Genomic DNA, 19,553 nt, shown 5'->3' with positions numbered 1-19,553 from the left:
CCGTTTTCGGGATCGTACCGTGGCCGCCGTGACAGAATTCTGCGCCTGCGATCATTGTGCGCCGCAGTGAGATAGAGCGAATTTGATCCAATTTATGGTGCGCATGCTAACAGATGCAAGCCATTTTGCGCACACGACCATTGTCTGATGCCTATCGGAAGGCAACACCGAAACGGGTCCTTGCGGCTGAATTAGAAAAAACGCAGAAACACGGCATAAAGCAATGGCCCCTTAAGGATGCAGTGGTTAGATTACCGGCGATATTACGGATCGGGCCTGCCCGATACCGTATCCTTGGGGGAATTTCAGGCAGAACCAAACGGCCCATGCGTCGCGCTTATTCCATTCTTGTCTCGGCCGGGCTGGCACCCTTTCTGATATTGGGGGCCTGTCTTGTGCTTGCGCTGTCGCCCGGACTTGTTCCGGGTGAGCTGGCAGGGCTTGTGCGATACGGGCCGTTCATCCTGGCGGTGCTTGGCGGTGCAATCGGGTGGTGGTTTAACCGCGGGCGGGCGGTTTTCGTCATGATCCTGCTTTTGGTATGCTACTGGCTGCTGGTGGGGAATGGTGGCGGTTTTTCCGCCGATGGCCTCGCCTTCATGCGCATTGCGACGCTTTATCTGATCCCGGTCAATCTGCTGGTGCTCGGTTTTACCAAGGAACGCGGCGTTCTTAATCCGCGCGGAATTGCCCGAATGCTGGTGCTGGGATTGCAGCTTTTTGTCATGCTGATGCTGGCTGGCAAGGCCGATGTTGGCGCGGCGCTTTATCAGGTGCTGAATTACCGGCTGATCGACACCGGAACCTTTATGGCCGATATGCCGCAGTCGGCCCTGATTCTGGCGGTTGTTTCGGTCGGTATTCTGCTTGCGCTGCATCGGCCGCTTGAAACCAGCTTTGCCGCCGCGATCATTGCCATTGCGGTGGCGACCGTTATGGGCCCGGGTTTCATCAAGTTCGGTTATCTGGCGGCGACGGGTGTGGTTCTGGCCGGGTTGGCGCAGGAAGCGTGGCGGATGGCGTTTGTTGATGATCTGACCGGTTTGCCCGGTCGTCGGGCATTGGGCCATGCCTTGGCCGAACTTGGCAACCAGTATGCGATTGCGATGCTCGACGTCGATCATTTCAAGAAATTCAACGATACCTATGGCCATGATGTCGGCGATATCGTGTTGCGCAAGGTTTCGCGCGAACTGGCGCGCGTTGGCGGCGGGGGAAAAGCCTTCCGCTATGGCGGCGAGGAATTCACCGTTGTCTTTGCCGGACGCAGTGCGGAGAAAGCCCACGAACCGCTGGAAGCCCTTCGCAAGCGGATTGCCGCAACCAGAATTACTCCGCCCGACAAAAACAAGACCGTTTCGGTCACCATCTCGGTCGGTCTTTCGGAACGGGATGAGGATATTGATGATCCCTGGGCGGTGCTGAAGCAGGCGGATGAAAAACTTTATGCCGCCAAACAGGCCGGACGTAACCGGGTTGTGGTTTAGGAGGGCAACGGCCCGGCGTTGCTGTTGTTTGCAGAAGATGTGCATTACCAGTTGAAAATAGAACTATATTTTAGGTTTTATTTTTCTTTTTTGAATCACCTATAGGGCGTACCGTGGGGTCGTTTCATTTAACGACAGGAGGCCTTCTATGGCACGGATCATCGGTACAAACGAAGACGACGTGTTGAACCATACCTCTCGTGGTCGTGATATTATTTATGGGCTGGATGGTGATGATGAAATCCATTTCAGCCAATCAGACACGGTGATTGGCGGGGCCGGGGGCGACAGCTTTTTCGTCAGTGGGCTATCTGACGATTACGTGCTGTCATATGCGACCTCTGAGGAGCCACTGGCATTCAAGTTTTACAATAATGAAGATGCCCCATCAGGCGAACAGGTCTCGCAGCTTGACGTTAGTGGTGGTGACGCGGATGGCGATCAGCTGATTGTTGGGGAGTATGGCGACCATGTTTCCCAGAAGTTGGGCGTGATTGGTACTGACGGAGACGACTATTTTGAAGGAGAAATAAGTGCGGTCGAAGGTGGCGGCGGTGCCGATACCATCAACTTTGATTTTCGCGATATATTTCCCAGTTCCTACTCCCGCTATGCGCCGACTGTTGCGTATGGCAGTTCGCCCGAAGCCATTTATTTCGATCAGGACAGCATGATCGGTTATGGCGGGGATGCCGAGGGGGATGTGATTTCCTTTGCCGATGATAGCGAGTTGCGCGATCTGAATATACGCGGATCAAATCATGATGATCTGCTGATTGGTGGTGAGGAACGGGGCGGAACCCTGTTTGGTGCCGGTGGCGACGATATGATGATCGGCCGGGGCGGTGATAATGCAATGTCCGGGGATAGCGGTAACGATACCCTGATGGGACGTGCCGGTGATGATTTTCTGACAGGGGGCAGCGGTGCTGATTTCCTTAATGGCGGCAGTGGGCAGGATACTGTCAGCTATCAGACTTCGGCCGAAGGTGTGCATATCGACCTTGGTGCTGGCATTGCCGAAGGCGGGGATGCGGACGGGGATGTGCTGACGGATGTCGAGGGCATTTTCGGAACCAGCTACAACGACCTTTTGATCGGTGATGAACAGGATAATAATATTGATGGCTATTTCGGCTACGACACCATCTATGGCAATGGCGGTGACGACACGTTAACCGGCATTACCGCCTATGGTGGCGATGGTAACGATACTCTTTCGGGTTCGGAGTATGGACAACCTGATCGCGATTACCTTTACGGTGATGGCGGTGATGACACCATTCTGGGCAATGAAGGTGGCGACCGTCTGTATGGCGGAGAGGGCAATGACACAGTTCTCGCCGGTTACACATATTACGGGGACGATCTTTTCCCGCCGGATGGCACCCATGCCGATGGTGGTGACGGTGATGACATTGTCAGAGGCAATAATGCGGATGACTTTCTTTATGGCGGTGCCGGGGACGACCTTATGGAAGGTGGTCTTGGTGACGACGCGATGTATGGCGGTGATGGCCAGGACATCTTGCGGGGTGGGCAATGGGAGGATCTGCTATCGGGTGGCGCAGGACGTGACCTTCTGGAAGGTGGCCGGGATAATGACCGGATGTTGGGGCAGGACGGTCATGATGTCCTGAGGGGAGAGCATGGCGAAGACCTGTTGTTTGGTGGGGATGGCAATGATCTTCTGACGGGCGGCCAATCGTCGGACAGTTTCGTCTGGGCTACGTTCGAAGGCGGGGCGGAACGAGACCGTATTACCGATTTTGAAGCGGGCGAAAACGGCGATCGCTTTCTGCTTGGCAAAACATTCCAGGAAAAAAGTGGCATCGACGATTTTGGTGATTTCATCAATCACGCAGAACAGAACGACACGGGTGTTTACGTCGATTTCAGTGGTGGCCGACATTACAGCTATGGCGTTCAGATCGACGGGATCGAGATCGGCGATCTGGTCGCTGACAATGTGGTCTTTGACGTAGATGATTACGGGACTTTGTAACCAGCTACACTGTTAAAGTTCTTCAAACCGGAACAGCATGCGCATTGACCCGGCGGTGTTGGCAAGTGTCGCCAGACAGGCGGCAGCACGGTCAGCCGGAATGGCAATCGCAAAGCGGGTAGTATAGATGCGTGCATCCTTTTCATCGGTTGCCGATGCCGCCAGTTGCACGATGTTGGCGTTGAATTCGATGAAAATTTCCGACAGCCGGGCGATCAGGCCGGGCTGATCAATGCCGGAACATTCAATCATGTGCGTGGCCCCCGGTGCGCGGGTCAGAAGCGGGGCGGGCTGAATTTCTTCGACCGTGATTTCGGCCTGTTCCATCGGCAATTCAAAAAGGGCGGCTTCGCATTCGGTGATCGGGCAGGTGTCGGGAAGTTCGCAGGTGGTAATGAAATTTGCGCGTCCCTGATCAAGCATGAAACTGGTCGGACCAAGATTGGCCCCGATATCAAACAGACGACCGGATATATCCGATACCAGGCCGACACGATCGGTGCAGGAAATGGTGATGCGCGTATTGGCGTTCATGCGTGGGGCTCCTTGAGGCGGTCGTCAGATGGCATCAAGCATAGCATTCCTTGCCACTTCCGGGCACGGGCTTTTTCCCGTTTTCAACTTGCACAAGCGTTCCTGTACGCAAGCCAGCCTGATGTGGATGTCAGGGCGGCTATCACAATTAAATGAAGCATCACGATGGATCCGTTTACCGGGCACTGCGCGTAGGTTTTTCGACAGCAGAGATGTCGGGCACATCCGACAATATATGGACAGGAGTTCGAAACATGACTGCTTTGAAGAAAACCGTGATCGCAACCGTTGCCGCAGCGGCATTTGCATTGGCAAGTCTTCCGGCAAAGGCGGCTGACATCGTTGATACGGCGGTATCTGCCGGATCCTTTAAAACGCTTGTTACCGCGGTTCAGGCAGCCGGGCTTGTCGATACCCTTAAGGGTGAAGGACCCTTTACCGTGTTTGCGCCGACCGACGAAGCCTTTGCCAAGCTGCCGGCGGGCACGGTCGAAGACCTTCTGAAGCCGGAAAACAAGGAAAAGCTGGTCGCCATTCTGACCTATCACGTTGTACCGGGCAAAGTGATGGCAGCCGATATCGCGGGTAAGGAAATGGAAGTTGCCAGCGTGCAGGGCGACACCATTGATGTGAATGCCACAAGCGGCGTCATGGTGGATGGTGCGACAGTCACCCAGGCCGATATCGAAGCCGACAACGGCGTCATTCACGTGATTGATACGGTCATCATGCCTGCGATGTGAGCCGGGCTGACAGGATATTGCAACTGCAGGCCCGAACGACACTGTTCGGGCCTGTTTTTCGTTGTCTGGGCTTAAGCGTTTGCGAATTCCTGCCGCGCACCTTCGGCCTGCGTATCAAGGTGGGTGCGCAATTCATCGGGCAGGCCAAGACATCCGGCGAGCCTTGAAAGATATTGCTGTTCAAGTTGATCATCGGGATCAATCGACAGGCTGGATGCCAGATAGATTTCCGCACCCTGTTCGCTGGTTCGGGCCAGACGGGCAATCGCCAATGGGTCGGCATCGGCGGAAAAGGCATCAAACAGAAAAGCCTTTTCCGATGCACCCAGTTCGAATTGTTCGATCTGGGCTGCAATGCGTTTGTGTTCGGTCTGATCGATATGACCATCCGACTTGGCAGCAGCGATCATCGCGCGCACCAATGCAAGGCGGAAATCAACATCACCTTCGCCGCGTTCCTGTTCGGGGGCAAAGCCGCTATCGGCTGGAATGCTGGCAAGATCGGTATCACGGGCATGGCTTTGCGGTTTCTGGCGGTTGCTGTAATCGCGCCATGCCTTGTAGGCGAGGCCTGCAACCAGTGCGGTGCCGCCGTACGCCAGCACCTTGCCGCCCATCTTGCGGCCCTTTTTCGACCCGAGAACCGCAGACATCAATCCGCCGCTTAGCGCGCCACCGACAAGACCGCCACCAAGGCTGCTATTGCCCAGTGCCGTGCCGATCCCGCCGGACGATCCGCCGGAAGTGGCTTGCTTGATCCGGTCGCCGATCTGGCCGGTACTGCCGGAGCCGAGTACGCCACCGAGAATTTTTCCGATATCCATTCCTGTCTCCTTGCGGGTTACGGGGCCGTTCCCCTGATATGTTTGAGGGATCGGCAGGGGCAAGGATGGCGGGGAAAAGTTGCACGATAAGGGCGGGGAATTGGCCAAAAGGTGTAATCTGGTTCACATTTCGGCGGTTTTATCGGATGAAAGCGGGGTCGCTGTGCGGCATGATCCGGAAATGGCAAAGGCCCGACGCGTTAACGTCGAGCCTTTGAATGGCGCGCCCGGAAGGATTCGAACCTCCGGCCTTCTGATTCGTAGTCAGATGCTCTATCCAGCTGAGCTACGGGCGCTTTGCCTTGGTTTCCGCCGGTTTGCGTTTGGTGCTCCCCGTCGGCGGAGCGGAACTTATGCAAACGAGCGGGGCATTGCAAGCGGTAAATTTCAAAAAACCGTATTTTTTCCGAGAGCAGGTTTTTTCACGCTGCTAGGGCCTTGTTCTGCCCCGGTTTGTTGCGTTTGACACGGATATGACAAACTATGGCTAAAAAAGGGGCAAATGCGTCTTGTTCCACAAGTGGTCGTGGACTAAGATGCATTCAATCCCGGGGGAGCAGGGGCTTGTTTCAATTCATAAAAAAGCAGGCCCAGGGAGATTCGCTTATTCCTACTTAGGTAATAGATCGAAATGGCCGTTCGTAAAACCTACCTCGCCGTAATCGGCGCCGCCCTTTTGCTGGGGGGATGTTCTTTTTCTTCAGAGGCCCTTTGGCCGACTTTGGCTGGCGAAGAGAATGCCGGCACTGAAAACTCGGCCGCAATGGCCGATACAAGCGGGGCAGATGCTACGACGTCGACTGATGTTGCGCGCAGCTCTCAACCGTTGACCGGCATGTCGCAGACCGGGACCTTTGTCGGGTCCAAGGTCGAAAACATGCAGGCCGAACTCAATCGCCTGAAATCGGCGCTGAGTGACCACAGCAACGAATTGCAGCAGCTTCGTGCGCAGACCGTTCGCAACTCGCAGGCCTATCACGGGACTGTGGCAGCGATCAGCGCGCGGCTTCAGGTTGGTACCACGCCGGGCAACCCGGTTCTGGTGCAGCAGTGGAATACTGCACAGCAGGAACTTGATCGTGTGAATGACGATATCGCAGCGATGAATTCGCTGGCCAATAAAGTGGCCGCTGATTCGACGCTGTCGACTTTCCTTCTGGAATCTGTCCGGTCTGCCTATCAGGTTTCCGGCGCGGTTGACGAAGATCACCGTCAGCTCGCGCTGCTGGAAGACGAAACCAACCGCACCACAGTGCTGATTGATCGTCTTCTCAATGAAATCAGCGAAGGCCTTGCCCGTCAGACGTCTTATGTCAGCAACGAGCGTGCGAACCTCAATGCGCTGGCGCTGGCTGTCAAGAATGGCGAGATTTTCGGTGACGCGCTTTCCAAGCGTGTCTTCCAGTCGCAGGCTGCACCGGCATCCGCCGGTAGCAGCATGGCATCGACCAGCGATCGTCCGCTGGTCGTTATCCGTTTCGACAGCCCGAGCGTGAAATACGAGCAGGCGCTTTATAACGCGGTCAACCGCGTTCTGGAGCGCCGCCCGCAGGCCAGCTTTGATGTTGTTGCGGTAACGCCGAATCGCGGGACCCCGGCGCAGGTTGCGCTGAACAGCAACAAATCAAAACGCAATGCACAGTCGGTTCTGCGTTCCCTGACAGATATGGGAATGCCCAGCGCGCGTGTTCGTGTTTCTGATGCGACCAGTGCCTCGGTTTCGGCCAACGAGGTCCACGTCTTCGTCCGCTAAGACGGATTGAGGCAGGTTTTATCAACGGTTTGCCAAGCTTCTAGGCGGGTGCCCTGATCAATCGGGGTGCCCGTTTGTCATTTTGGACCGGGATGAAAGGGGACGTTCGCATGGGCGATCTTGTCAATCTGCGGCAGGTGCGCAAGCAGAAGAAACGCAGTGCCAAGGAAAGGCAGGCCGATGCCAATCGGGCCCTGCATGGCCGCACGCGGGGCGAGCGTACGAAAAAGGACGCCGAGGACCGCAAGGCCGACAGGCAGCATGACGGCCATTATCGAGGTGCCGTGTCGCCCGCCGATGATACCAAGCCCCATGGAACGGACGATAACATCGAAGCGGCCAAGCGCGGCGAAGATGCCGGTGATAGTGAGCGCGCCGATGACGGTGCCGGTGCTTCCGATGCCGCGTCGTCCGATACGGATAATGTGGTTTCATTCTTTCGGGCAGCCAATCCGAATTCCAAACCCGACAACGACTAGAAATGGCGACACCGTGGCCGGGTTGATTCGCCTTGTCGCGCGATAACATCACAAGCATCGTATTATCGGGAAAACAGGGTGACGAGGGTACGTTGCCCGGCTGTTGGCTGTGGCGGTACGGATGCGTACCCGGACACAGTCGGCGGGCAAGTCAGTGGCCATCGGACGGGCATCCGGGCCGACCGGATTGATACCGGTTTGGTCAATTCCGGCACCGCCCTGGTTCCCCCAAATGGTGCCGGTCCGCAAATCTTTCATGCCGGATCGCCTTGGGCGTCCGGGATGGTCCCCTAGCTTACGAGCGTTTCGGCTTCGCGTTTGCTTTGGTCAAGGGCCTCGTCCCAGCCCATCAGCCAGTCTTCATGGTCGCGGCTGTCTGATGGATAGGGGTTTTCGGTCAGACGATGGGAACCCAGTCCCGCCGAAAAGCCCGATCCATAAGCAGGATTGGGGAGATGGCGTTCATGCACAACCGGCGCATTGGTGTCGTAAATCTGATTACGGAATGCCGGTAGCGAACACAATACCCCGTCATCAATGCCCATTGGATAGGCCATCATCATGGCACGGCCAAGAGACGTGATGGACAGGCTGCCATCCGTTTCGGTGTGGACCAGACCAGCAATTTTCAAATGTGAAATTGCTATGCTGATCCGCCGCCTAAGATCGGGCGTGTCTTCGACAATGATCTGGTTGCCATCATCATCCGTGCAAAACAGGGATAAAATGCGTTCAAGAAGGACGCTTTGGTCAAGGTTGCCTTCGGCACCGCGTAGTACCGTCAACATCAAGGCGGGATCGCCAGGCACGAAATCAGTCGCAGTGGACATCAGGAGCCTCCGTTCTGTCCGAACCGAATTCCCTCCCATTGGCAGCTTCTCTCTCTCGTTTTCAGGTCCGTCGCCGGAACCCTGCTGCCTTTTATTATTATAGTTTGCAGATATGTTTCCATCTTGTGAAGACAAGATTGCGCTTTAGTAGAATTTTTTGTTTCCCGGACGGATTTTTGCCACGGGTTACGCGTTAGCCGATGAAAAATATGGAAAATTTTGTGAAGTGCCGGCGATTTGATGCTGGTTGGGAAGTCGATCACATTTTCGATATTGTGGGTGGTCTGGGCTATTCCCCGCGACAAGGGGCCTTTCCTGCGCTGGAAAACGCAAAGGCGTGTCGGGTTCAGTCGCGGGATTTTGATTTGTCGGGCTTGCCGGTGTCTTTTTCACCATCGGGATTGCGCCAGACTCGGACCTTGTTCCGCCCGCCTTCCTTGGCGGCATAAAGGGCCTGATCGGCCTTTTCGATGATCTGTTCGATGGTGCGGGTTTTCGTCATCGGGGCGGCCCCGATGGAGGCGGTGACAGGCAGAATCGTGCCGTCATTAAGCGTAACCGGGGATGCTTCGATGACGCGACGCAGGCGTTCAAGGACACGTGCGCATTGCTTCATATCGGCATTTGGCAGGCAAATCAGGAATTCTTCACCACCATACCGATAGACCTTGTCGAACGGGCGGACATGGGATTGCAAGATACCGGCAACCGATTGCAAAACCAGATCACCGGCCTGATGGCCGTGGGTATCGTTGACCGCCTTGAAATGATCCAGATCGACCAGGGCAATTGCGGTTGGTGTATCGGTTCGCACCGCGCGTTCGCGTTCGGTGCCAAGATCGCCCAGCATGGTTTGCCGGTTGTAGGTCCCCGTCAACGGATCAACATCGGAGCGCGCCGTCCGGAACGCACGTTCAAGGCGGCGAAGCTGCGCAAAAAACGATTCGGCGCGCAGTGACAGCATTTCAAATTCGGCTTCGTCGACATCGCCGTCGATCTCGTGGCCTTCCAGAAGCCGTCTGGCGGACGCGTGAAGCTGTTCATGAGTGGCGGCAAGCGCATGCATCGCAGGCTGGTCTATGAGCCTGTTGTGGCGATTAAGCGCATACCATGCCCCGAAGTCGCAATCGTGATCATCGCTGTGGTCATGAAGGGGGGCTGGACCAGTCTTGCCAGCAGGCAGGGTAAGGCGACGGCTCCATCCCAGCAGAAGCGAGATATGCTCGCTTAACGCCTTGTCGAGTTCTGCCAGAATATCGCGTTCCGCGTCGGCCATACCGACTTCGGCGATGCTTTCGCCCATCTTCCGGGAATTGCCCGGTTTGGCTTTGCTGTTTTTGGCAACCTTTTTCGGGCTGTCACTCATCTGCGAATCCGGGGAACACTTCGACAAAAGTCTGTTTTAACAGTCTATCGAGTTCCGCCATAGAAATATCGACGCCAAGATCGGCAAGGCTGGTGACGCCGTGATCGGAAATACCGCAGGGAACAATCCCGCCAAAGTGCGACAGATCGGGGTTCACATTGATTGCAATGCCGTGGAACGTGACCCAGCGTCGTACCCGCACACCGATGGCGGCGATTTTATCTTCGCGTCCGCCTTCACGGGTAACCCATATTCCGACCCGGCCATCACGGCGTTCGCCGGCAACGCCAAGCAGTGCCAGCGTGCGAATCACCCATTCTTCAAGGTTATGGACATAGGCCCGAACGTCCCGACCGCGCCTTTTGAGGTCCAGCATCAGGTAAACAGTGCGCTGTCCGGGGCCGTGATAGGTATATTGGCCGCCGCGTCCCGCGTCATAGACGGGGAAGCGATCCGGATCGACAAGATCTTCGGCATGCGCGCTGGTTCCGGCCGTATATAGCGGCGGATGTTCCAGAAACCATACGAGTTCCGTGGCTTTGCCTTCATGGATGGCTTCGGCGCGTGCTTCCATTTCGGCCAGTGCTTCGGGGTAGGAAACCAACCCGGAGGCGGTGCGCCAGTCGGGAATTTGCGCGGCAGGGGCGATGGTTTGCATTTTTCCTGTCAAATAAGTGAAATGAGCCCTTGATCAGGGGTAACCTTTTTGCTATCTCCCTTTCCGCACCAAGGCAAGCCCGCAAAATTACCTCATGGGTTTGCAGACAAGACATATGCGGTCGTGGCGGAATTGGTAGACGCGCAGCGTTGAGGTCGCTGTGGGCTAACCCCCGTGGAAGTTCGAGTCTTCTCGACCGCACCATTATCTGGATCTTTCCTTCGGGAAGGCTCACGAAAAGAACCCGCCAGAGATGGCGGGTTTTTTCGTTTCTGATGATCCCCATATGAAACGGGACCGCTATCGGATCGGGAACGTGGAAAGTTGCGGTGTGGCGTTGAAAATTATGCAATGCTGACCTTTGTCGTGTTTGGGTGGTTCTTTGAACTGAATGCTTCAAACCGGCTTGAAAGTGCTCTACGCTGTGCGCCCCACTTAAAGACAAAATAATCAGGATTTAACCAATTTAAGGTTAATTTGGCTCAAATACCTGAAATTAAAAGGTATTCTTATGGCAAACAGAAATGACAAGCTGCGCGAAGCGGCTTTGGACTATCACCGGTATCCCACCCCGGGGAAGCTGTCCGTTACGGCAACCACGACGCTTGCAAACCAGCGTGACCTTGCGCTGGCCTATTCGCCGGGTGTTGCGTTCGCCTGTGAGGAAATCGTCAAAGACCCAGAAACCGCTGCCGAATATACCGCGCGCGGCAATCTGGTTGGCGTGATTTCCAATGGTACGGCGGTTCTGGGTCTTGGCCCGATTGGTCCGCTGGCATCCAAGCCGGTGATGGAAGGCAAGGCGGTTCTGTTCAAGAAATTCGCCAATATCGATGTCTTCGACCTTGAAGTAAACGAGACCGACCCGCAGAAATTCATCGATATCGTTGCGGCACTTGAGCCGACATTTGGCGGTGTTAACCTGGAAGACATTAAGGCACCGGAATGCTTCATTATCGAGAAGGCATTGCGCGAACGCTGCAACATTCCGATCTTCCACGATGACCAGCATGGTACGGCGATTTGCGTTGCCGCAGCAGTGCGCAACGGGCTTCGGGTTGTTGGCAAGGATATCAGCAAGGTGCGCCTTGTTGCATCGGGTGCCGGGGCTGCGGCACTTGCGTGTTTGAACCTTCTGGTTTCCATGGGCATGCCGCGTGAAAACATTACCGTAACCGACCGGTTCGGTGTTGTTTACAAGGGACGCAAGGAAGAGATGGATCCGTGGAAAGCGGAATATGCCATCGATACCAATGCACGGACCCTGAATGACGTGATCGAAGGGGCCGATGTGTTCCTTGGTCTTTCGGCGCCGAACATTATGGGCGAGGAAGAACTGCGCAAGATGGGCGAACGCCCGATCATCATGGCGCTGGCCAACCCGACCCCGGAAGTGTCACCCGAACTGGTCAAGGAAATTCGCCCGGATGCCGTGATGGCGACTGGCCGTACGGATTACCCGAACCAGGTTAACAACGTTCTTTGTTTCCCGTTCCTGTTCCGCGGTGCGCTTGACGTTGGTGCGACCGAGATCAACGAGGAAATGAAAATCGCCGCGGTCGAAGCGATTGCCGATCTGGCAACTGCCGAGGTTTCCGACATTGTGGCCGCGGCCTATGGCGGGCAGGAGCTGCGTTTCGGCCCGGAATACCTTATTCCGAAGCCGTTTGATCCGCGCTTAATGCTTGAAATCCCGCCACGCGTGGCAAAAGCCGCGATGGATAGTGGCGTTGCCAAACGGCCGATCACGGATTTCGACGCGTATCGTCAGCAGCTTGAAGGCTTTGTCTTCCGGTCCGGTCTGGTGATGAAGCCGGTCTTTGATATGGCACGCGCGCACAAGAAACGCGTTGTCTATCCCGAAGGCGAATCGCGCCGTGTTCTGCAGGCCTGTCAGGTTCTGGTCGATGACGGTGTGTGCCATCCGGTTCTGATCGGTCGTCGTGATGTGATCCTTGAACGCATTGCCGAACTTGGCCTGCGCCTGATCCCGGACGAGCAGGTTGAAATCCATGATCCGGAAGACAATCCGCATTTCGAACAGGATTGGCAGGATTTCCACAACATCATGGGCCGTCGCGGTATCAACCCGGAATATGCGCGTTCCATCGTGCGGACCCGGCCGACCGTGATTGCCGCCCTGATGCTTCGTCGCGGCGAGGTGGATGCGATGTTGTGCGGTTGCCAGGGTGGTTTCCTGCGTCATCTGCGCTATGTGCGGAACCTTGTTGGCGTGCAGAAAGGGGTTACCGACTTCTCGACCGTCAATATGATGATCATGAAGCAGGGGACCTTCTTCCTGACCGATACCTATGTGTCGGTTGATCCGACGCCGGAACATGTTGCGGAAACCGCGATCATGGCCGCCGACGTGGTCAAACGTTTCGGGATCACGCCGAAGGCAGCCTTGATTTCGCATTCGAACTTTGGCAGCCATGAAAACAAATCGGCCTGCAAGATGCGCGATGCGTTGCAGCTGATCCGTACCCTGGCACCGGATCTCGAGGTTGAGGGTGAAATGCATGCCGATGCCGCGATTTCCGAAGAAATCCGGTCCCGCATTTTCCCGAATTCGATGCTGAAAGGCTCGGCAAACCTTCTGGTGATGCCGACGCTTGATGCGGCGAATATCTCGTACAACATGGTCAAAATGCTGGGCGATGGTTTGCCGGTTGGTCCGATTCTGGTCGGTGCGGCCAAGCCGGCCCACGTGGTCAGTCCGTCGATCACGGTGCGTGGGATTGTTAATATGAGTGCGATTGCCGTGGTGGATGCCATCAATCGCAGTCAGGAACACAATTAAACCGCACATTGCTATCGCGCGGCCCTTGACCGGGCCTGAGCGATAGCGCAGAAACAGCCGTGCCGGACAACTGGTCCGGCACGGCATTTTTAATTGAAGTGCAGGAACGGACTTAGCGCGCAACACAATCAGGGGAGGGGCAGATGACGGATCAGGTCGAAGAACTGGAACGTCCGGCGGAAAATACGTCGTCTGGTGACGAGTATGTCGATCTTACTCCTGAATATGCGCGCGAGATTCTTGATGCACTGGGCGACGATGATGTATCGCGCGCCGAAGAACTGATTTCCGAACTTCACTTTGCCGATATTGCCGATCTTCTGGGGTGGGCCAGCAGCAGCCAGCGCGTCAAGCTGGTCGATCTGATCCGTCCGGATTTTGATCCGGAACTTCTGACCGAACTTGATGATGAGTTGCGCGAAGAGGTCATTTCGCTGCTCGGTACCGAGGCGGTGGCCGAAGCGATTTCTGAACTCGATTCGGATGACGTGGTCGAGGTTGTCGAATATCTGGAAGAAGAGGACCAGAAAGAACTTCTGGGGGCCCTTTCCGATATCGAACGTGCGCGCGTTGAAGAAGCGCTGTCCTATCCGGAATATACCGCCGGCCGTATCATGCAGCGCGAGCTGGTGGCGATTCCGGATTACTGGTCGGTCGGCCAGACCATCGATTTCCTGCGTTCGGCGAAAAATCTGCCGGATGACTTTTATGACATCATCGTGGTTGATCCGCGCTACAGCCCGGTCGGGATTGTGCCGCTTTCACGGGCTATCCGCACGAACCGCCCGGTTCTGATCCGTGATGTCATGGATTCTGAGAACATGCGCACGGTCGTCGTGACCGAGGAACAGGAAAATGTCGCCCATCTGTTCCGTCAGCGCGACCTTATTTCGGCGCCGGTTGTTGACGATAGCGGTCGGTTGGTCGGTGTGATCACGGTCGATGACGTGGTTGACGTTATCGATGAAGAATACGAAGAAGACATGATGCGCCTTGCTGGTGTTGGCGAGGAAGACGACCTTTCAAGCGCGATTCTTGATACGACGCGATCCCGTTTTACCTGGTTGCTGGTCAATCTTTTTACCGCGATTGCAGCGTCGATGGTCATTGGCGTGTTTGAGGGAACCATCCAGCAGCTTGTTGCGCTGGCGGTTCTGATGCCGATTGTGGCCTCGATGGGGGGCAATGCCGGGACCCAGACCCTGACAGTTGCCGTACGCGCGATTGCCACGCGTGAACTGACCAGCACCAACGCCTGGCGTGTCATTCGCAAGGAAGTCGCCGTGTGCGGCCTGAACGGGCTCGCGTTTGCCGTGTTGACCGGGGCCGTGACATGGTTCTGGTTTGATAGTGGTTTGCTGGGTGCCGTGATCGGGGCTGCCATGATCATCAATCTGCTGTTTGCGGGATTGTTTGGCGCATTGATCCCGCTTGGCCTGGAGCGGGCCGGGATTGATCCGGCCGTGTCTTCATCGGTATTTCTGACGACGATTACCGATGTGGTTGGCTTCTTTGCCTTCCTGGGATTGGCGGCGACCTTCCTGCTGTAACAACGTGAAAAAAAAGGCCGGATATCTGACCCGGCCCTATTGTTTGTGGTTTATCCCGAAAGTCCGCGAAATTCAGCTTCGCGATGGTGATTTGTCCGTCGGGTTCTGATGGCTGAGCAGTGCGGTCGTTTCAATCGCATCGACTGGCGGCGACAGCAGGAAGCCCTGTAATTCATCACAATCGGCGGATTGCAGGACGGCAAGCTGGTCCTCGGTTTCGACCCCGACAGCAACCACCTTGCGGTTAAGGCTTTTGCACAGCCGGATGGCCGGTTGCAGGATGCTGTTTTCGGGTTGTTCATCAAGGGCGATATTAAACAATGCCTTGGACAATTTGATCCGCTGCACCGGGAACCGTTTCAGATATCTGAGCGAAGTATTGGCCGCGGCAAAATGATCCAGCGTCAGACCAATGCCCGCCTCCGCAAAGCGATAGAACTGACCAAGTGCCCGTTCCGGGTCGCGCATCGCAATTTCTTCGGATACTTCTATTTCGATCATCGCGGGATCGATTTCGTGCGCCTTGGTGAATTCGACAATGCTTTTGAGCAAGTCTGCCTGAATGAACTGGCGGCTTGATACGTTCAATGCGACCGGAACCGGGATGTAGCCATCATCCCGCCATTGCGCGATCTGTTTGCAGACCGTTTCAATGATCCAGCGCCCCAATGGGGAGAGCAGGCCCGTGCGATCAGCAACGGCAATGAAATCGGGCGGCAGACGTCGTTTGCCGCTTTCATCAATCCAGCGCAGCAAAGCTTCGAACCCGGTTAGTGTCCTGTCCGACGTGCGATAGCGCGGCTGGAATTCCAGAATAAAGCGTTTTTCATCGACTGCACGGCGCAACTGCGTTTCCATCGACAGGCGCGCATGCATGACGCTGTTCATCGTTTCCACAAAGAAGCAATAGGACGATTCCGCGGATTTTTGTGCGCGGTACATCGCGGCATCCGCATTTGCCAGCAATTGTGACGGTGCCCGTGCATCGTTGGGATAAAGGGCAACCCCGACACTGACATGCAGGCGGATTTCATCGTTGCCACCCGCCTGAATTGGCTGGGACATGGCTTCGACGATCCGTTCCGCGACAAGGGCGGCACCTTCGGCCTCGGACAGATCGGTTGCGATCACGGCAAACATATCGCCGGAAAAACGCGCACAGCTATCCTTTTCCCGAACGGTCGCCCGCAGACGGCCAGAAACGGTGCGCAGTGTTTCATCCCCGATATCGGAACCAAACCGGTCATTGATGGCACGGAAATTGTCGATATCAACGACCAGAACAGCCAGAAGTTTTTCATAGCGTTTGGCGTGGGCGACGGCCTGGTTAAGCCTGTCGTCAAAAAGGGCCCGGTTGGGAAGGCCGGTCATCGGGTCATGCGTTGCCAGATAGCGCAGGCGATTGACCGATGCGTTGGCCGCCGGATTGTGATGCAGGGTGATATCCACGCAATCGTCATGATTGACCGACGGACGCATGGACAGATCGCAAACGACATGGACGCCCTCGGCGCTGCGAACCACCCATTCGCGGCGGATTTCCTCGTCACCGCGGCTGAGTGCCAATAACATCTTTTCCTGTGCCCGGCGTGATGCGGTGCCGTCGGACTGGAATTCCGGCGCCAGATTATAGAACCGTATGAAACCGTAGTCTTCTTCACGCAGGTCAAAGAAATCTGCGGTTTCGGGTGTCATGGATTTCAGATGACCGTCCAGTCGCGTGATGGCAAGCGACAGGTCGCTGATATCATCAGGAGCACGCATGTGATGGATAATGCGGCCCGAGGATCGCGGTTGCCGATTGGCAAGAACAAAGACCACGATGGTCATGATGATCGTGATGACCGCCCCGATAAACAGAACCATTTCCGGGCTGAACATGGCCTGATTTGCGAGGGCCGGATCAGCCGTGACATCAACATGCCACTGGCGACCGGCAATGTCGACGGCGGTAGTCTGTTCCAGCCTGGGATCATCACCTTCGCCCTGAAGGTCAAACAAGACGGTATCGCCTTCGCGGACACGGACCGAATAACCGATGATACCCTCGTCATCGATAACCGATGTCAACATGGTCCGGATGCGCACAACACCGTTGATCACGCCAATGATCTGCCCATCCCGGCTGAGTACGGGGGTATAGACGGCAAAGCCGCGACCACCCTGCAGCAATTCAAGGGTCGGGGTGATCTGTGTGCGGCGCTGATCAAGTGCGATATCAAGAACCGGACCGGCAAGCGGATGGCGTTTAAGGTCCGCACCCATTGCCGGAACATTCCCCTTGATCGGGGCGACATACATGATGATGTAATTGGGCGTGACCCAGTTTACGGCCTGAAGGGCAGGGAAGCGGGCCTGCAGTGGGGTGGCGAGGCTCAGATAATCGCGTTCTTCCGTCGGTGCACCGTCCTGCCAGTTATCGGCGAAAGTTTCCAGCACATGCAGATTGTTATCGACGATCTGTTTGACCTGCCGTGCGATGCTAAGAGACATGATCCGGGCAGACGACAGCAGCATTGTATCGCGGTTCTGAAGCGCGTTGCTCCAGAGCAGGAAGGTCGAGAGTGCCAGCAGCACAGCGGTCATGAAGCTGGCAAGAAGGGCCTGCTTGCGAATGCCGGTTTTGCGCTCGGTTGCTGTTTCTTCAGTTGGCCGGTTATCGTCTTCCATGTCTTCCCCAAGTCTCACGGTTATGGCGGACCGTGATATTATTCTGCGTCTCGACCGCAAGGGACAGATTGCTCCTATGGGCAACTGTCACAATGATTGCACTGACGGGACGGCGTTCTTGTGATTATCGAAAATAGCCTCACCGCGCTTTGTGGCCCCCAGATTAATCCACTACGCTGTTTATGGGGGCATTCTTACACGATTTTAAGGGTTTGAGCGTGCGCAAAAGACAATAAAAGCCAAATTTCAACTGACCGGCAGGTCACTTGCCGGAGCGAAAGGCGGATTTCCGGCCTTTGGGCAGCCATGCATTGTGCGGGTCTGTTCGCCATAGCATATCTGGTGTATGTCGATGCCCGAAGCGCCATCCCGCACGGTGCTGAGAAATATCGATCCAAAGAGAGAGTTCATGAAACATCATCACCGTAATCCACGTGCCCGCGGTGGGCGTCGTAAGTCCGCGCCGCGTCGCGATCCGTTGATCGGGTTTGAGGCGACGACGACTATCCGTGAAATCGGTGCGCGGGGTGATGGTATTGCAAGCATCACGGGGCCGGATGGTTCCAGTATCATCGCCTATGTCGATTGCGTGCTGCCTGGGGATGAAGTGCGTGTGGCGCTGCGCCAAAAACGCGGTGACGGGTATGGTGCGGAGCTGGTCGAACTGATCGCGCGCAGTACGCCTGCCAGTGCCCCGCGGTGCAGCCATTATGAAAGCTGCGGCGGATGTGCGTTGCAGCATCTTGATGATGACAGTTATCGCGACTGGAAGCGCCAGAAGGCAATTATCGCAGTTCAGCGTGCCGGAATTGATCCCGACGAGGCAGAGGAACTGGTGGGGGCAGTCGAAATTTCGCCGCCGGCAAGTCGCCGCCGGGCCGGTTTTGCGGTTCATGTGGGGGCAACCGGTGTTCATGTTGGTTTCCATGGCCGGTTCAGCCATACTGTTGTCAACATTACCGACTGCGCGGTTTTGCATCCGGACCTGATGGCGTTTCGTGATGCCTTTGAAACCTTTCTTGGCAAATGTGATCCGGATGCTGCCAAGACGATCAAGGAAGTGTTTGCGACCCGTGCCGATAATGGCCTTGATGTGGTGATACATGCGGGGGTCGAGCCGGGGCTCGATATGCGGCAGGATCTGGCCGAGTTTGCCGAAAATCTTGATCTGGCAAGGCTAAGCTGGAAAGTCGGCGACGCAAATGATGAGCCGGTTGCCGCACGCCGTACGCCGACCGTTGCATTCGAGGGGATTGATGTCCCGGTTCCACCCGGTGGTTTCCTTCAGGCGACGCAAAGTGGCGAGGCATCGCTTGTCAATGCCATCAAGACGGCCTTGCAACGCATTCCGGCCCGCCATGTTGCCGATCTGTTTTGCGGCATTGGCAGCTTTACCTTTGCGCTGGCACTCGGCGGGGATCGACGCAATGTCGTGGCGGTCGAGAGTGATCCACGTGCCGTGCGCAGCCTGCAGTATACGGTGGGGCAATCGTCGAGTCCGATCAAGGTTGTCGAACGCGATCTGTTCCGGCGGCCGCTGGATAAATCCGATCTTTCGGGGCTTGATCTGGTGCTGTTTGATCCGCCGCGGGCAGGGGCGTTGGCGCAGTGCGAGTATCTTGCTGTCGACGGGCCGGAATGGCTGATTGCGGTATCCTGCAATCCGGCAACTTTTTCGCGTGATATCAGGGTGTTGCGCAATGGTGGCTATGAGCTGAAACAGGTGGTGCCGGTAGACCAGTTTTTATGGTCATCGCATCTTGAATTGTTTGCTGTTTTGCATCGCCCGAAGTCGGCTTTGTCGTAAACTTCTTCAGTTGCTTGTTTTGGTTTAATATTTAACCTCAAATA

At 55.9% G+C, this 19,553-nt stretch carries 14 protein-coding genes and 2 tRNA genes; 9 read left to right on the top strand and 7 right to left on the bottom strand.

Annotated features, from left to right (window positions below; genetic code table 11):
* Window positions 1-326 precede the first annotated feature (326 nt).
* Entirely contained in the window at window positions 327-1,487 is a 1,161-nt protein-coding gene (locus tag AUP42_RS04885) for a sensor domain-containing diguanylate cyclase (RefSeq protein ID WP_062949482.1), read from the top strand.
* A 148-nt stretch (window positions 1,488-1,635) separates the two neighbouring features.
* A complete protein-coding gene (locus AUP42_RS21965) occupies window positions 1,636-3,492 on the top strand; it encodes a calcium-binding protein (RefSeq protein WP_062949480.1) in 1,857 nt (618 codons plus the stop codon).
* Window positions 3,493-3,504: 12 nt separating this feature from the next.
* Here the strand turns inward: AUP42_RS21965 and AUP42_RS04875 are convergent, their stop codons facing one another.
* Entirely contained in the window at window positions 3,505-4,026 is a 522-nt protein-coding gene (locus AUP42_RS04875) for a glycine cleavage system protein R (protein WP_062949479.1), read from the bottom strand.
* Window positions 4,027-4,280: 254 nt separating this feature from the next.
* Between AUP42_RS04875 and AUP42_RS04870 the strand changes: the two genes are divergently transcribed.
* Window positions 4,281-4,769: a fasciclin domain-containing protein gene (locus AUP42_RS04870; protein WP_062949478.1), complete on the top strand. Its 489-nt coding sequence runs from the start codon at window positions 4,281-4,283 to the stop codon at window positions 4,767-4,769.
* A 71-nt stretch (window positions 4,770-4,840) separates the two neighbouring features.
* Here AUP42_RS04870 and AUP42_RS04865 read toward each other — a convergent pair whose 3' ends face one another.
* Together AUP42_RS04865 and AUP42_RS04860 are read right to left on the bottom strand one after the other, a co-directional pair.
* The gene (locus AUP42_RS04865) at window positions 4,841-5,593 is read right to left on the bottom strand and encodes a tellurite resistance TerB family protein (RefSeq protein ID WP_062949476.1); all 753 of its coding nucleotides are present in this window, start codon (window positions 5,591-5,593) and stop codon (window positions 4,841-4,843) included.
* 219 nt (window positions 5,594-5,812) lie between these two features.
* Window positions 5,813-5,889, bottom strand: a tRNA-Arg gene (locus AUP42_RS04860).
* Window positions 5,890-6,224: 335 nt separating this feature from the next.
* On the opposite strand from AUP42_RS04860, the gene AUP42_RS04855 reads away from it, so the two are divergent.
* On the top strand, window positions 6,225-7,346 hold the full coding sequence (locus AUP42_RS04855) for a hypothetical protein (protein ID WP_062949475.1): 1,122 nt from the start codon (window positions 6,225-6,227) through the stop codon (window positions 7,344-7,346).
* A 110-nt stretch (window positions 7,347-7,456) separates the two neighbouring features.
* A complete protein-coding gene (locus tag AUP42_RS04850) occupies window positions 7,457-7,825 on the top strand; it encodes a DUF4169 family protein (protein ID WP_062949472.1) in 369 nt (122 codons plus the stop codon).
* A gap of 290 nt (window positions 7,826-8,115) precedes the next feature.
* Here AUP42_RS04850 and AUP42_RS04840 read toward each other — a convergent pair whose 3' ends face one another.
* The 3 genes from AUP42_RS04840 to lipB form a co-directional block, all read right to left on the bottom strand.
* Complete coding sequence (locus AUP42_RS04840; RefSeq protein WP_062949470.1) at window positions 8,116-8,655, bottom strand: hypothetical protein; 540 nt, start codon at window positions 8,653-8,655, stop codon at window positions 8,116-8,118.
* A 346-nt stretch (window positions 8,656-9,001) separates the two neighbouring features.
* A complete protein-coding gene (locus AUP42_RS04830; RefSeq protein ID WP_062949466.1) occupies window positions 9,002-10,021 on the bottom strand; it encodes a diguanylate cyclase in 1,020 nt (339 codons plus the stop codon).
* Window positions 10,014-10,679: a lipoyl(octanoyl) transferase LipB gene (lipB, locus tag AUP42_RS04825; RefSeq protein WP_062949464.1), complete on the bottom strand. Its 666-nt coding sequence runs from the start codon at window positions 10,677-10,679 to the stop codon at window positions 10,014-10,016. The genes AUP42_RS04830 and lipB overlap by 8 nt, the downstream gene beginning before the upstream one ends.
* A gap of 117 nt (window positions 10,680-10,796) precedes the next feature.
* Here lipB and AUP42_RS04820 point away from each other — a divergent pair.
* The 3 genes from AUP42_RS04820 to mgtE all read left to right on the top strand — a co-directional run bounded on the left by AUP42_RS04820 (window position 10,797) and on the right by mgtE (window position 15,032).
* Window positions 10,797-10,883, top strand: a tRNA-Leu gene (locus AUP42_RS04820).
* Between the two features lie 307 nt (window positions 10,884-11,190).
* Window positions 11,191-13,482, top strand: a complete 2,292-nt coding sequence (locus AUP42_RS04815; protein ID WP_062949462.1) for an NADP-dependent malic enzyme — start codon at window positions 11,191-11,193, stop codon at window positions 13,480-13,482.
* Between the two features lie 143 nt (window positions 13,483-13,625).
* Complete coding sequence (mgtE, locus tag AUP42_RS04810) at window positions 13,626-15,032, top strand: magnesium transporter (RefSeq protein WP_062949460.1); 1,407 nt, start codon at window positions 13,626-13,628, stop codon at window positions 15,030-15,032.
* 72 nt (window positions 15,033-15,104) lie between these two features.
* On the opposite strand, the gene AUP42_RS04805 is transcribed toward mgtE, so the two are convergent.
* A complete protein-coding gene (locus AUP42_RS04805) occupies window positions 15,105-17,702 on the bottom strand; it encodes an EAL domain-containing protein (RefSeq protein ID WP_062949458.1) in 2,598 nt (865 codons plus the stop codon).
* 409 nt (window positions 17,703-18,111) lie between these two features.
* On the opposite strand from AUP42_RS04805, the gene AUP42_RS04800 reads away from it, so the two are divergent.
* On the top strand, window positions 18,112-19,509 hold the full coding sequence (locus AUP42_RS04800) for a class I SAM-dependent RNA methyltransferase (protein WP_062949456.1): 1,398 nt from the start codon (window positions 18,112-18,114) through the stop codon (window positions 19,507-19,509).
* Window positions 19,510-19,553: the final 44 nt, after the last annotated feature.

Source organism: Thalassospira lucentensis, assembly GCF_001613805.1.
GTDB lineage: Bacteria > Pseudomonadota > Alphaproteobacteria > Rhodospirillales > Thalassospiraceae > Thalassospira > Thalassospira lucentensis_A.
This window is presented reverse-complemented; position numbering and strand designations above follow the sequence as displayed.